Source organism: Mesorhizobium sp. GW821-FHT07A06, assembly GCF_059419085.1.
In genome coordinates, this window is the sequence record NZ_JBWKRC010000004.1 from 144,018 (window position 1) to 157,583 (window position 13,566).

The window sequence follows — 13,566 nt, forward strand, 5'->3', positions numbered from 1 at the left end:
AGAAGCGGCGTCCTTACGCAAACGCCCCATGGCAGTGCTTGTACTTCTTGCCGGAGCCACAGGGGCAGGCTTCGTTGCGGCCGACCTTGCCCCAGGTCGCCTGGTTGTTCGGATCGCGGTCCTCGGGGGCGACGACGGCGTTCTGCTCCTGGCGCACCAGAAGGGCCGTCTCGCCGTCGCCAAAATCGTTCTCGCCGGTGGTGCCGTCGATATGCGAGCCGAACATGTCGGGTGCTTCCGGCGGCGGAGCCTCGGCGGCTTGGCGGACCAGTTCGACGCGCATCAGCTGCGCGGTGACGGCCTGGCGCAAATTGCCGAGCATTGCCTGGAACAGCTCGAATGCCTCGCTCTTGTACTCCTGCAGCGGATCGCGCTGGGCGTAGCCGCGGAAGCCGACCACCGAGCGCAGATGGTCGAGATTGACGATGTGCTCGCGCCACAGATGGTCGAGCGTCTGCAGCACCACCGAGCGCTCGACGTAATTCATCACTTCAGGCCCGAAACGCTCGGCGCGCTCCTTGGCGGCGGTGTCGGCGGCTTGCGTGATGCGCTCGCGGATGTCGTCCTCGGCGATGCCTTCTTCCTTGGCCCACTCCTCGACCGGCAGGTCGAGATTGAGGAATTCGGCGACCTCGGCCTTCAGGCCCGCGACATCCCACTGCTCGGCATAGGCGTTTTCGGGAATCGCCTTGGCGACGATCTCGTCGATGACGCCCTCGCGCATCTCGGCAATGGTTTCCGAGAGGCCTTCGCCGTCCATCAGCTCGATGCGCTGCTCGAACACCACCTTGCGCTGGTCGTTCGAGACATCGTCATACTTCAACAGGTTCTTGCGGATGTCGAAGTTGCGCGCCTCGACCTTCTTCTGCGCCTTTTCCAGCGCCTTGTTGATCCAGGGATGGATGATCGCCTCGTCTTCCTTGAGGCCGAGCTTCTGCAGCATGCCGTCCATGCGCTCGGAGCCGAAGATGCGCATCAGGTCGTCCTGCAGCGACAGGAAGAATTTCGAACGGCCGGGGTCGCCCTGGCGGCCGGAGCGGCCGCGCAACTGGTTGTCGATGCGGCGCGATTCATGGCGCTCGGTGGCCAGCACATAGAGGCCGCCGGCGGCCAGCGCCTTTTCCTTCAGGCGCTCGACATCGGCGTGGATTTCCTTTTCCCGCGCCTCGCGCTCGGGACCCGCAGGCATGTCGCCCAATTCTTCCTCGATGCGCATCTCGGCATTGCCGCCGAGCTTGATGTCGGTGCCGCGGCCGGCCATGTTGGTGGCGATGGTGATGGCGCCGGGCTTGCCGGCCTGGGCGACGATCGCCGCCTCGCGCTCGTGATGGCGGGCGTTCAGCACCTCGAAATCCTTGAAACCTTCCTTGCGCAGGCGGTCGGCCAGCTGCTCGGACTTCTCGATCGAGGTCGTGCCGACCAGGGTCGGCTGACCCTTGGCGCTGGCTTCGCGGATCTCCTTGACGATCGCCTTGTACTTCTCCTCGACCGTCCGGTAGACCTCGTCGTCCTCATCCTTGCGGATGACCGGCAGGTTGGTCGGGATCTCGGTGACTTCGAGACCGTAGATGTTGCCGAATTCCTCGGCCTCGGTCAGCGCCGTGCCGGTCATGCCGGAAAGCTTCTTGTAGAGGCGGAAGTAGTTCTGGAAGGTGACGGAGGCGAGCGTCTGGTTCTCCGGCTGGATCGCCACATGCTCCTTGGCTTCCAGCGCCTGATGCAGGCCTTCCGAATAGCGGCGGCCGGGCATCATGCGGCCGGTGAACTCGTCGATGATGACGATCTCGCCGTTGCGCACGATATAGTCCTTGTCCTTCTGGAACAGCCGATGCGCTTTCAGCGCGTTGTTGACGTGGTGAACGATAGCGACGTTCTCGACGTCATAGAGCGACTCGCCTTTCAACAGGCCGGCGTCGCGCAGCAGGTTCTCCAGCTTCTCGGTGCCTTCCTCGGTGAAGATCGAGGTCTTCTGCTTTTCGTCGATCTCATAATCCTGCGGCTGCAGCTGGATGATGAAGGTGTCGATCGTGTTGTACATTTCCGAACGGTCTTCGAGCGGACCGGAAATGATCAGCGGCGTGCGCGCCTCGTCGACCAGGATGGAATCGACTTCGTCGACGATCGCGTAATTGTGGCCGCGCTGCACCATCTGGGCGCGCTCATACTTCATGTTGTCGCGCAGATAGTCGAAGCCGAGTTCGTTGTTGGTGGCGTAGGTGACGTCGGCAGCGTAGGCGGTGCTGCGTTCCTCGTCGGACAGGCCATGGACGATGACGCCGACCGAGAGGCCGAGGAATTTGTAGACGCGCCCCATCCATTCGGAGTCGCGCGTGGCGAGATAGTCGTTGACGGTGACGACGTGGACGCCCTTGCCGGCGAGCGCATTGAGGTAGACCGGCAACGTCGCCACCAAGGTCTTGCCCTCGCCGGTGCGCATCTCGGCGATGCCGCCATTGTGAAGCACCATGCCGCCGATCAGCTGGACGTCGAAGGGGCGCATGCCGAGCACGCGGCGCGCCGCCTCACGCGCGGTCGCGAAGGCCGGGACCAGCAGGTCGTCAAGGCTGGCGCCATTGGCGATATCCTGGCGGAATTTCTCCGTTCGGCCGGCAAGCTCGGCATCGGAGAGCGCCCGCATCTCGTTTTCCATGGCGTTGATCGCCTCGACGCGGGGCCGGGTTGATTTGACCCGACGGTCGTTGGAGGAACCGAAAACCTTACGGGCGAGACCGCCGAGACTGACCATCCAATGGTCCTTTCGATAGAATTCTCAATCTTGAGACAGGCGCCGGCCGGCCCCATCAAATCCGCGTGAACGCACCGCTTGAATGCGGGCAAACACAAAAAGCGCCCGGAAAACGGTTCTGGACGCCAAGTCGTTGGACAGATAAGAGGGGGCTCAACTGATGTCAACGCCGCGCTGGCCATGCCGGTCGCGCCAAATTCCGCCACAATCTGGCTGATCTGGAAGCCATCCCTCCTTACAATCCTTCACCGGAGTCATCCTTATGTCCTTGTTGTTCCGCCGTGCGTCGCTCGCCAGCCTTGGCTTGGCCTTCGGCTTGTCGGCTCTTTGCCTGTCGCCGCTGATGGCGCAGGAGACCGCTCCTGCTGCTCCGGCCGATGCGGCCGCACCCGCGGCGGCGCCGGTCGATCCGAACGCCGTGGTGGCAACGGTCAACGGCCAGGCCCTGACTGAAGCCGATCTGGTGCTTGCCGAAGGCGAGCTGTCGCAGCAATTCGCGCAGCTGCCGCCCGAACAGCGCCGCGCGGCGGCCCTTTCGGCGGCCATCGAGATCCGTGTCATGGCCGCCAAGGCCGTTACCGACGGTCTCGACAAGGATCCCGACTTCCAGCGCCGCATGGCCTTCCTGCAGCAGCGCGCGCTGCATGGCGAGATGGTCGAGAAGGGCGTCGTCGACAAGGTCACCGACGCCGAGGTCCGCGCCCGCTACGACCAGGAAATCGCCAACACGCCGCCGGCCAACGAGGTGCATGCCCGTCACATCCTCGTGAAGACGAAGGAAGAGGCCGAGGCGATCATCAAGCAGCTCGACGGCGGCGGCGATTTCCAGAAGCTCGCCAACGAGCACACCAGCGATCCCTCCGGCAAGTCCAATGGCGGCGACCTCGGCTGGTTCGGACCTGGCCAGATGGTGCCGGAATTCGACAAGGCGGCCTTCGCGCTCGATGTCGGAAAATACACCGAGCAGCCGGTGCAGACGCAGTTCGGCTGGCATGTCATCAAGCTCGAGGACAAGCGGGCCAAGCAGCCGCCGGCCTTCGACGAGGTGAAGGACCAGGCCAAGCAGGCGGTCATCCGCGACAAGTATTTCGCGCTGGTCAAGTCGCTGCGCGCCGATGCCAAGGTCGAGATCCCCGACGCCAAGCTGAAGCAGGCCGTCGATACGATGGAAGCCGGCAAGTAAGCCTGGACGGTTTTTCAAAGAGGGGCGCGGCAGCCAAGGGTTGCCGCGCCCTTTTTGTTGGTGCGCCGATGCCGTTATCCGCAGGGCGCAGCTATGCCTTGCAGGAGATAGCGGACCATCTTGTGTATCGTCGCCTCAGGCTCGTCGAGCCGGTTGGTCAAGAGATGCCGCCAGGCATAGGAAGCGACGAGGTCGGCGACCACGCCAGGGTCGATGTCGCTCGGGATTTCGCCCCTTGCCTTGGCGCGCTCGATGATCAGGCCGGTATGGGTGCGGCGCCCTCCGGCATAACCGGCGAGGGCCGCGGCCGCGGTTTCATCCGACTGCGCCTCGGCGATCAGCGACCTGAACACGCTGCCCGACGATGTCTCGCGCCAGTGCGCGAACAGATTGACCAGGAAGCCGACGAGATCCTCTTCCAGGCTTCCCGTATCGGGGACGTCGACGCGCTTCTGGCGCTGGTAGACTTCGAGCAGCAGGGCCGCCTTGCTCGGCCACCAGCGATAGATGGTCGGCTTGCCGGCGCGGGCGCGCCGCGCCACCGCCTCGATCGAGAACCCGGCATAACCGGCCTCGATCAGCACGGCCTCGGCGGCCTCCAGAATCGCCTCGGCGCTGTCGGGGTTGCGCCTGGCGCCAATCGATCTGCGTGCCGGATCGGCGATTTCGCTCATTGGCCGTTCCTCCTGAAGCGGTTCTCGTCTCTGCTGGAACAACAACCCGCCAGCAACTCTTTGCCTCACCACATTCTTGCTCGGACAGGAACCATCCGGAGCAAAAGCGCTCGTTTTCCTGTCCGCATTCGTGCGGACGCCAAATGAAGCCATTTGGCCGCAAAAAGCGCTGATGCCAAGATGTGCCACGCATCGAGATGTTCATACATCATCGCTTGACGAAACGGAACGGTTCGTTCTACCCATCGGAACGTTCCGTTCCGATGGGTATCGCCATGACGACCATTATCGCATCCGGCTCCGCGTCCGCCGAGACGACGATTTCGAGTTGGATGACCTTTCTGCTGGCAGCCGCCTGCGGTCTGATTGTCGCCAACATCTATTATGCACAACCGCTGATCGGCCCGATCGGCGCCGAACTTGGCCTGCCGCCACATGCGGCGGGCCTGATCGTTACGATGGCCCAGGTCGGCTACGGGGTGGGCCTGCTGTTCATCGTGCCGCTAGGCGACCTCATGGAGAACCGCGGGCTCGTGCTTGGCATACTCGCCATTGCAACGCTCGCCTTGCTGGGCGCGGCGATTTCGACGCAGCCAATGGCTTTTCTGGCCGCGATGCTGTTTGTCGGCCTCGGCTCGGTCGCGGTGCAGATGCTCATCCCCTATGCGGCGCACCTGGCGCCGGAAGCAAGGCGTGGCCGCGTGGTCGGCAATGTCTCGGTGGGATTGTTGCTGGGTATCATGCTGTCACGCCCGTTTTCCAGCTTCATCACAGCGCTGTCGTCCTGGCATGTGGTCTACTTCACCTCTTGCACCGTCATGATCCTGCTGGCCGTGGTGCTGCGGTTTGCGCTGCCCAGGCGCGAGCCGACGGCGCGTCTAAGCTACGGCGCGCTTTTGGCGTCCATGGTGCATATTGCGCGCACGACGCCGGTCCTGCGCCGTCGGGCTCTCTACCAGGCATTCCTTTTCGCGGCTTTCAGCCTGTTCTGGACGACGACGCCGCTGCTGCTGGGCGGTCCAGATTTCAACTTGACGCAGCGCGGCATCGGCTTGTTCGCTTTGGCCGGCGTCGCCGGCGCAATCGCCGCGCCGCTCGCCGGAAGAGCCGCCGACCGCGGATGGGGCCGGCCGGCCACCGCCTTCGCCATGCTGTGCGTCGCCGTCGCGTTTCTCGTAACCCACATCGCCCACACCGGCTCGACGCTTTCGTTGGCGCTGCTGATTGTCGCCGCCATCGTCCTCGACTTCGGCGTGCAGACCAACCTTGTCCTCGGTTATCGGGACCTGTTCGCGCTCGGCGCCGCACATCGCAGCCGTCTCAACGGGCTCTACATGGCGACGTTCTTCATCGCCGGCGCGATCGGCTCGGGCGTTGGCGGCTGGGCGTATGCGCAAGGCGGCTGGCCGCTGGTGTCCTGGATCGGGCCGGCACTGCCGATTGCAGGACTGCTCTGTTTCGCCACCGAATTCATGTCGCGCGAAAGCACGTGAATTCGCGCCGCGGATCAGCGCTCATTGCATGGCTTGCGAGGTTTCGGATTCGATGCGCCATCCCTCCGCGGCCTTGACCAGCCCGAGCGTGACGCGCCCCCTGCCCATGGGGGCGCAATCATAGCGCCACTGGCGCCGGCGACGCCGACAGGTTTGAAATGCAGGCTTGATCCGGCGTGGTTGGCCGCCCCGGCAGGCGCGGCGAAAACGCCCTTGCGCCCGCGCGCCGTATCGGGCAAACCGGCCTTTCCTTGCGATTTTCCCGCCCGAGGTCTCCATGTCCACGACGATTTCGCCGCTCGCGCCGAAGAAGTACCCCAAGATGCCGGTCATCGAAGGGGTGCGCATCGCCACCGCCGAAGCGGGGATAAAGTACAAGAACCGCACCGATCTCCTGGCCATGGCGTTCGACGCCGGCACCACGGTCGCCGGCGTGTTCACCAAGTCGAAATGTCCCTCGGCGCCGGTCGATTTCTGCCGCCAGAACCTTGGCGCCGGCAAGGCGCGGGTGCTGGTGGTCAATTCCGGCAACGCCAACGCCTTCACCGGCAAGAAGGGCCGCGACTCCACCGCGCTGACCGGCGAGGCCGCGGCCAAGGCCGCCGGCTGCACGGCCGGTGAGGTGTTCCTGGCCTCGACCGGCGTCATCGGCGAGCCGCTCGACACGACCAAGTTCAGCCATCTGCTCGCCGGGCTGGTCAGCGATGGCAAGCCCGACCTGTGGACCGAGGCTGCAAAGGCCATCATGACCACGGACACCTATCCGAAGGTGGCGACGCAGACGATCAAGCTCGGCGACACCGAAGTCACCATCAACGGCATCTCCAAGGGCGCCGGCATGATCGCTCCCGACATGGCGACGATGCTGTCCTTCATCGCCACCGACGCGCCGATCGCGGCGCCGGTGCTGCAGGACCTGTTGTCGCGCGGCACGGCCAAGACCTTCAACGCGGTCACCGTCGACAGCGACACCTCGACCAGCGACACGCTGCTGATCTTCGCCACCGGCAAGGCCGCGAAGCGCGGCGCGCCTGAGATCACCGACCCGAAAGATGCGCGCCTGGGCCAGTTCCGCCGGGCGCTTGGCAAGGTGCTGAAGTCGCTGGCGCTGCAGGTGGTGCGCGACGGCGAGGGCGCCCGCAAGCAGGTCGAAGTCACCGTCACCGGTGCGAAATCGGCCCGCTCGGCCAAGCGCATCGCGCTGTCGATCGCCAATTCGCCCCTGGTCAAGACGGCAGTCGCCGGCGAGGACGCCAATTGGGGCCGCGTCGTGATGGCCGTCGGCAAGGCCGGCGAGCCCGCTGACCGCGACCGGCTGTCGATCTGGTTCGGCGACAACCGGCTGGCGCACGAGGGCGAGCGTGATCCGGCCTATTCGGAAGAAAAGACGTCCGCCTACATGAAGCGCGACGATATCCGCATCCGCGCCGATATCGGCATCGGCCGCGGCAAGGCAACGGTGTGGACCTGCGATCTCACCAAGGAATACGTTACCATCAATGGCGATTATCGGAGCTGACGGTTTTGGCTCCCAGGCATCCGGCAAGCATGCTCGCGATCGTGCGTCGCTACGAGGCGGCCGGCTTTCGCGCCTGGCCGGCGGCGGCCGTCCACTATGACGGCACCTGGGTGGTGCGGCTGACAGCCGGCCATCCGGCCAAGCGGCTGAATTCGGTCAACCCGCTCGATCCCGGCGACATCCAGCACATCGCCGACCGTATCGGCCGGGCCAGCCGCCGTTTCGATGCCTATGGAAGGCCGCTGACGTTCCGCATGTCGCCGCTCTCGGGTCCCGATCTGGCCAATCATCTCGACAAGGAGGGTTGGAGCCGGTTCGACGAATCGCTGGTCATGCGGCTGCCGCTGGCCGATGCCCAACTAGACGCCGCCATGGACCAGATTCCGCTCAAGGACATCAGCCGCTTCATCGGCGCGTCGCTCAAGGTCAGCGGCTCGGACGTTTCGCTGCGGCCCGGCCTGTCGGAGATCATAGGCGCCATTCAGCCCGAGGCCGGGCTGTTCGCGCTCGAGGATGGAGCAGAGGCGCTGGCGACGCTGATCTGTGTGCATGACGGCGATCTTGCCGGCCTGTTCGAGGTCGCCACCGACAAGTCGGCGCGCAACAAGGGCCACGGCCGCAACCTGATACTGTCGGCGCTCAAGTGGGCGAGGCTGCGCGGCGCGCGCGAAGCCTGGCTGCAGGTCGAGGCTGGCAATGCGCCGGCGCTTGCGCTCTACCGTTCACTCGGCTTCGACGAAGTCTACCGATACCACTACCGCCGGCCGCCCGGTCATGAGTGAAGTTAGGCATGAATGACCTGGTGAATACCGGCAAGCGCCTGCTACTGGTCGCGGCCTGCGCGCTGGTCGACGCCGACGGCCGCGTGCTCCTGGCGCAGCGGCCGCCAGGCAAGCAGCTTGCCGGCCTGTGGGAATTTCCCGGGGGCAAGGTCGAACCCGGCGAGACGCCGGAACAATGCATCATCCGTGAACTGCATGAGGAGATCGGCATCGAGACCGAGATCCCGTGCCTGGCGCCGCTCACCTTCGCCAGCCATTCCTATGACGACTTCCATCTCCTGATGCCGCTGTTTGTGTGCCGCCGCTTCCGGGGCATTGCGCAGCCCAGGGAAGGGCAGGCGCTGAAATGGGTGCGGCCAAAGCAGATGCGCGACTACCCGATGCCGCCGGCCGACGCGCCGCTGATTCCGTTCCTCATCGACCTGCTCTGAGGATTTGTTTTGACGCAATTCCGGACAGAAAACCGCTTCACACTTTTCCTGGAATTGCTCTGACGATCGGGACCACGGTCCATATCAGCCAGCGTTAATGGAAGATTTATCTCATCATGAAAAATTGATGCATGGCCGTGTCGTCGCGGCCGCATGGCCGATTTGCCCGGGAGCGACAGCATGAGCCTAGACAGGGATTGGGACTCGATCCGGCCTGACCGGGGCTTTCGTGCCGCCGATGCCGGCATGGGCATCCTGCGCGTCACGCTGCTGTTTGGGTCGGCCGCGGTGGCGCTGGCGCTGATCGCGACCCCTTTCCTCGACAGCCAGACGCGCTCGCAATCGGTGCGGGATGATTTTCCCGGCCTCGACATGACGGCCACTGGCTCGATCGGCCATCGCGGCACCTACACGGTGCGTCGCAGCGTGCTGCAGCCGCTGCCCAGTTCGGTCTGCATCATCGGGTCCAACGGCAGGACCAGCGGTGACTGCTGACATGGTTAAGAATTTTCCGAGAAGGCGGCGGTTTCACCGCCTGTTAAGGCTTTACCGTTAACCTTTCTTAACAGATCGACGGTAAGGTCCTGGCAACGGGGATCAAGGCGATGAAAACAGTGCTGCTGCGTTTTCTGAAGGACGACAATGGCGCCACGGCCGTCGAATACGCCCTGATCGTCATGGTGCTGTCGTTGACGATCATCGGCGGCATCGGCCAGGTGTTCAACTCAATTACCTGGTTGTTCAGCGACAACACCAGCAGGCTTGCGAACGCTTTCGCGCACTGACTTGCGACCCTGTCCGCACCCGCGGGCCGGTCAATGCCCTTCCGGACCCTCCAGTACGGTCTTCAACGAGACCTTGGCCGAGCCAGGTTTGAGTGGCTTCTGCTGCGATGCATCGGGTGCCCAGCCAGACATCCAGACCATCGAGAAACTTGCCCGGATCCGACCGTCCGGGTCTGAAAACCGCTCGGCGTAAATCTCGGCGGCACGGGCAAACAGTCTACGCGTGCCCGGCCGCCGGCTGCGATCGGCAAGCGCGCTGGTTTCGCCCATGGCGCGAAGGTCGGCCATCAGGGCAAACAAATTGGCATAGCGCACCGTCACGGTCTCGACGTCTGCGACCGGCAGAGCAAGACCGGCGCGCTGCAGCAGCGCACCGGCATCGCGCACGTCGGTAAAGGGGATGACGCGTGGGCTGACGCCGCCATACAGCTCGCTCTCGGCCGCAAGCAGGCTTTCGCGCAGCTCACTGAGCGTGCCGGCACCGGCGAAGGCACCGAGAAAGAGCCCGTCCGGACGCAAGGCGCGACGGATCTGGATCAGCATGCCGGGAATGTCGTTCATCGCCTGCAGCGACAGAAGCGATACCGCCAGATCGAGGCTTTGCGGCTCGAAGGGCACTGTTTCCAGCGGCGCGACCAGGCCGGCCGCACCATCCAGGAAAACCGCGTCCGTCTCGACACGGGCGATTTCCGCCACCTTGTCGCTGGCGGCGAGCACACCGGCCGCGGCCGGTGTCTGGCAAAACAGCACGGCAGCCTTGCCGAACCTGCGCTCGACGGCACCCAGCCGGTCGGCAAGGTCCTCGGCGGCGCGGTTCATGAGGAAATCGGCACCCTCGACCGGGTGGGTGAGCGCACGCCGCTTGTGCGCCAGCCACAGTGAGGTATCGATAATAGGCTGCAACGGGCGGATCCTTGTTTGTCCACGCCCTGATATAGTTGGTATGATGGCACGGAGAACCAACCACGTGGCCGATCCGATGCCAGAGATCAAGTCCATCGGGATCAGGAACTTCACCCGATCGGCCCTCGGCTGGCCGGCGCGTATCCTGTTTCCTCCGGTCTGCGCCGGCTGCCGCCGTCATGTCTCGCAACCCGGGGTGCTTTGCGGCGCCTGCTGGCCGAAGCTGAGGCTCCTGGAACGGCCGTGGTGCCCGGTGATGGGCACGCCGTTCACCCACCATATGGGCGAGGGCTTTCTGTCGGCCGAGGCGATCGCCGATCCGCCGCCCTTCGAACGGGCGCGAGCAGCCGTCGTCTATTCCGTCGTTGCCCGCCAGATGGTGCAAGGCCTGAAATATCAGGATCGCACCGATCTTGCGCCCTGGATGGCGCGCTGGATGGCGCGGGCGGGCGCCGATCTCATCGCCGAGGCCGATGTGGTTGTGCCGGTGCCGCTGCACTGGCGGCGTTTTTTCCGGCGGCGGTTCAACCAGTCGGCGGAATTGGCGCGTGCGGTCTGCGAACTCAGCGGGCTGTCTTTCGCGCCCGCCGCCATGCGGCGCGTGAAACTTACCCGCCAGCAGGTCGGGCTGGAGCGGCAGGAGCGCGAGGAGAATGTGCGGGCCGCCTTTCGCGTGCCGGTCGAGGCGGAAATCGAGATCGCCGGCCGCAGGGTGCTCCTGATCGATGATGTCTACACGACCGGCGCCACCGTGCGCGCCGCCACCAAGGCGCTGAAAAAAGGGGGCGCCGGGGCCGTCGATGTGCTGACCTTTGCCCGCGTGTTGCCGGGGGACTTTCGGCCCGACGAGTCCGCGACTATATAAGTCGGCAACGAAAGTGGAAATTCGTCATGGTGGATGTCACGATCTATACGCGCATGATGTGCGGCTACTGCACGGCAGCCAAACGGCTGCTGGAGCGCAAGGGCGTTGCCTATACCGAGCACGACGCTTCCTTTTCGCCGGAGCTGCGCCAGGAGATGATCTCGCGCGCTCACGGCCGCACGACCTTTCCGCAGATTTTCATTGGCGAAACGCATGTCGGCGGCAGCGACGACCTCCACGAGTTGGAGGCCGAAGGCCGGCTCGACAAACTGCTCGCCAACGGCGCGACGATTTGAGGATTTGATGATGGGTGTTTTCAAGGCTGCCGCCGTCCAGATGCGTTCAGGCGAAAGTCCCGAGCGCAATGCGGTCGATCTCGAGCGGCTGGTGCGTGAGGCGGCAGGCCAGGGCGCAACCTATATCCAGACGCCGGAAATGACCGGGGCGCTGATCCGCGACAAGCAAGCGCGCGCAGCCTCCTTCACCTCCGAAGACAAGGACATCATCGTGGCGACCGCGCGCAGGTTGGCGCGCGAACTCGGGATCTTCCTGCATGTCGGCTCGACGGCCATCCTGCGCGCCGACGGCAAGCTCGCCAACCGGGCGCTGCTGTTTGGCCCGGATGGCGCGACGCTCGCCACCTATGACAAGATCCACATGTTCGATGTCGACCTCGACAATGGCGAGAGCTGGCGCGAATCCTCGGCCTACGAACCTGGCACCGAGGCCGTCGTGACCGGGATAGCGGGGGCGAAATTGGGCTTTGCGGTCTGTTACGACCTGCGGTTCCCGCAATTGTTCCGTGCCGAGGCGCTCGCTGGCGCCGATGTTTTGACCGTGCCCGCCGCCTTCACCCGCCAGACCGGCGAAGCGCACTGGCATGTGCTGCTGAGGGCGCGCGCCATCGAGAACGGTGCCTTTGTGGTCGCCGCCGCGCAAGGCGGCCTGCATGAGGATGGCCGCGAGACCTATGGCCATTCGCTGATCGTCGATCCCTGGGGCCGAATCATCGCCGAAGCCGCGCATGACGAGCCGGCGGTGATCGTTGCAGAGATCGACCCGGCGCAGTCGCTTGCGGCGCGCAAGAAGATCCCCAATTTGAAGAATGCGCGGGATTTCGACATCAATGCCGGCGAGGTCGACGCGCCGCGTCTCAGGGGTGCCGCCTCTTGATCCGCTTTTCCCTGATCTGCGAGAACGAGCACGAGTTCGAGGGCTGGTTTCGCAGCAATGACGATTTCGATACCCAGAAGAAGCGCGGCTTTGTCGATTGCCCAAGCTGCGGCTCACACAAGGTGGAGAAGGCCCTGATGGCGCCCGCCGTTTCGACGGCCCGCAAGCAGGAGACCATCGCGCTCGCCATGGGCGAGGCGCAGAAACAGGCGCTGGCGCAACTCAAGGCGATGGCCGAGAAAGTGCGCGAGAATGCCGACTATGTCGGCGACAAGTTCGCCGAGGAAGCGCGAAAAATCCATTTCGGCGAAACCGATCCGCGCGGCATCTATGGCGAGGCGACGCTCGAAGAGGCCAAGAGCCTTGCCGAGGACGGCGTCGAGTTCATGCCGATCCCGGTGTTTCCGGACGACCGCAACTGAGCGGTTAGCTCACGCTTGCGATCAATTTGCCAAGCAGCCGAGCCAGCATCTCGCGTTCGGCGTCGCTTAGATCGGCGAGAATTTCATGCTCGTTGGCGACGTGGGCGGTCAAGGCCTCGTCGATCAAGGCCAGACCTTTCCCGGTAAGCTGCACGACAATGCCGCGACGGTCATTGGGGTGCGGGCCGCGCAAGATCAATCCGGCCTTCTCCAGCCGGTCGAGCCGGTTGGTCATGGCGCCAGATGTCACCATCGTCGCTTCATAGAGAGCGGTGGGGGTCAGCGCGTAAGGGGCTCCGGAGCGGCGCAGCGTAGCCAGCACGTCGAATTCGCCGGCCTGGAGCCCGAAACGGGCAAACAGCGGGGCGAGGCGATCCCGCGCGATCAGCGACGAGGCCTCGTTCAATCGCCCGAGCACCGCCATCGGCGAGACGTCCAGATCCGGCCGTTCCCGTTTCCACTGCTCGATCGCTTTTGCCGCGCGATCCATTTGTCTCACCGCTAAATATCTTGACGTTAAGAATCTTTGCGTTATCTTACCTCAAGATACGGAACCGGCCAAGCGTCGCGAGTGCCGAATTCGCAATTTG

At 64.4% G+C, this 13,566-nt stretch carries 15 protein-coding genes; 11 read left to right on the forward strand and 4 right to left on the reverse strand.

From position 1 onward, the window contains the following. Nucleotides 1–13 precede the first annotated feature (13 nt). The gene (gene secA, locus AC07SZ_RS14950; RefSeq protein WP_494914840.1) at nucleotides 14–2,746 is read right to left on the reverse strand and encodes a preprotein translocase subunit SecA; all 2,733 of its coding nucleotides are present in this window, start codon (nucleotides 2,744–2,746) and stop codon (nucleotides 14–16) included. Between the two features lie 262 nt (nucleotides 2,747–3,008). On the opposite strand from secA, the gene AC07SZ_RS14955 reads away from it, so the two are divergent. Beyond that, nucleotides 3,009–3,929 (forward strand): peptidylprolyl isomerase, encoded by a 921-nt coding sequence (locus AC07SZ_RS14955; RefSeq protein ID WP_494914842.1) that lies wholly within the window; start codon nucleotides 3,009–3,011, stop codon nucleotides 3,927–3,929. 74 nt (nucleotides 3,930–4,003) lie between these two features. Here AC07SZ_RS14955 and AC07SZ_RS14960 read toward each other — a convergent pair whose 3' ends face one another. Then, a complete protein-coding gene (locus tag AC07SZ_RS14960; protein ID WP_494914843.1) occupies nucleotides 4,004–4,603 on the reverse strand; it encodes a TetR/AcrR family transcriptional regulator in 600 nt (199 codons plus the stop codon). A 275-nt stretch (nucleotides 4,604–4,878) separates the two neighbouring features. Here AC07SZ_RS14960 and AC07SZ_RS14965 point away from each other — a divergent pair, with 275 nt between their 5' ends. The 6 genes from AC07SZ_RS14965 to AC07SZ_RS14990 all read left to right on the forward strand — a co-directional run bounded on the left by AC07SZ_RS14965 (nucleotide 4,879) and on the right by AC07SZ_RS14990 (nucleotide 9,613). Then, nucleotides 4,879–6,096, forward strand: coding sequence for an MFS transporter (locus tag AC07SZ_RS14965; RefSeq protein WP_494914844.1), 1,218 nt, complete (start codon nucleotides 4,879–4,881; stop codon nucleotides 6,094–6,096). A 277-nt stretch (nucleotides 6,097–6,373) separates the two neighbouring features. Then, nucleotides 6,374–7,615, forward strand: a complete 1,242-nt coding sequence (gene argJ, locus AC07SZ_RS14970) for a bifunctional glutamate N-acetyltransferase/amino-acid acetyltransferase ArgJ (RefSeq protein ID WP_494914846.1) — start codon at nucleotides 6,374–6,376, stop codon at nucleotides 7,613–7,615. A gap of 29 nt (nucleotides 7,616–7,644) precedes the next feature. Then, entirely contained in the window at nucleotides 7,645–8,397 is a 753-nt protein-coding gene (locus AC07SZ_RS14975) for a GNAT family N-acetyltransferase (protein ID WP_494914848.1), read from the forward strand. Between the two features lie 8 nt (nucleotides 8,398–8,405). Continuing rightward, on the forward strand, nucleotides 8,406–8,828 hold the full coding sequence (locus AC07SZ_RS14980; RefSeq protein ID WP_202325824.1) for a (deoxy)nucleoside triphosphate pyrophosphohydrolase: 423 nt from the start codon (nucleotides 8,406–8,408) through the stop codon (nucleotides 8,826–8,828). Between the two features lie 180 nt (nucleotides 8,829–9,008). Continuing rightward, entirely contained in the window at nucleotides 9,009–9,323 is a 315-nt protein-coding gene (locus AC07SZ_RS14985; protein ID WP_494914850.1) for a hypothetical protein, read from the forward strand. Nucleotides 9,324–9,433: 110 nt separating this feature from the next. After that, on the forward strand, nucleotides 9,434–9,613 hold the full coding sequence (locus tag AC07SZ_RS14990; RefSeq protein ID WP_056576216.1) for a Flp family type IVb pilin: 180 nt from the start codon (nucleotides 9,434–9,436) through the stop codon (nucleotides 9,611–9,613). 30 nt (nucleotides 9,614–9,643) lie between these two features. Here the strand turns inward: AC07SZ_RS14990 and AC07SZ_RS14995 are convergent, their stop codons facing one another. After that, nucleotides 9,644–10,516, reverse strand: a complete 873-nt coding sequence (locus AC07SZ_RS14995; RefSeq protein WP_056576219.1) for a methyltransferase domain-containing protein — start codon at nucleotides 10,514–10,516, stop codon at nucleotides 9,644–9,646. A 64-nt stretch (nucleotides 10,517–10,580) separates the two neighbouring features. Here AC07SZ_RS14995 and AC07SZ_RS15000 point away from each other — a divergent pair, with 64 nt between their 5' ends. Genes AC07SZ_RS15000 through AC07SZ_RS15015 form a run of 4 tightly spaced genes read left to right on the forward strand, consistent with a single transcriptional unit; the run spans nucleotide 10,581 to nucleotide 12,976 of the window. Beyond that, complete coding sequence (locus tag AC07SZ_RS15000) at nucleotides 10,581–11,381, forward strand: ComF family protein (protein ID WP_494914853.1); 801 nt, start codon at nucleotides 10,581–10,583, stop codon at nucleotides 11,379–11,381. Nucleotides 11,382–11,407: 26 nt separating this feature from the next. Continuing rightward, a complete protein-coding gene (grxC, locus tag AC07SZ_RS15005) occupies nucleotides 11,408–11,677 on the forward strand; it encodes a glutaredoxin 3 (RefSeq protein ID WP_056576221.1) in 270 nt (89 codons plus the stop codon). Nucleotides 11,678–11,687: 10 nt separating this feature from the next. Next, nucleotides 11,688–12,554: a carbon-nitrogen hydrolase family protein gene (locus AC07SZ_RS15010; protein WP_494914855.1), complete on the forward strand. Its 867-nt coding sequence runs from the start codon at nucleotides 11,688–11,690 to the stop codon at nucleotides 12,552–12,554. Next, nucleotides 12,551–12,976: a DUF1178 family protein gene (locus AC07SZ_RS15015; protein ID WP_056576228.1), complete on the forward strand. Its 426-nt coding sequence runs from the start codon at nucleotides 12,551–12,553 to the stop codon at nucleotides 12,974–12,976. The genes AC07SZ_RS15010 and AC07SZ_RS15015 overlap by 4 nt, the downstream gene beginning before the upstream one ends. Nucleotides 12,977–12,980: 4 nt before the next feature. On the opposite strand, the gene AC07SZ_RS15020 is transcribed toward AC07SZ_RS15015, so the two are convergent. Beyond that, nucleotides 12,981–13,466: a MarR family winged helix-turn-helix transcriptional regulator gene (locus AC07SZ_RS15020; RefSeq protein ID WP_494914857.1), complete on the reverse strand. Its 486-nt coding sequence runs from the start codon at nucleotides 13,464–13,466 to the stop codon at nucleotides 12,981–12,983. Nucleotides 13,467–13,566 lie beyond the last annotated feature (100 nt).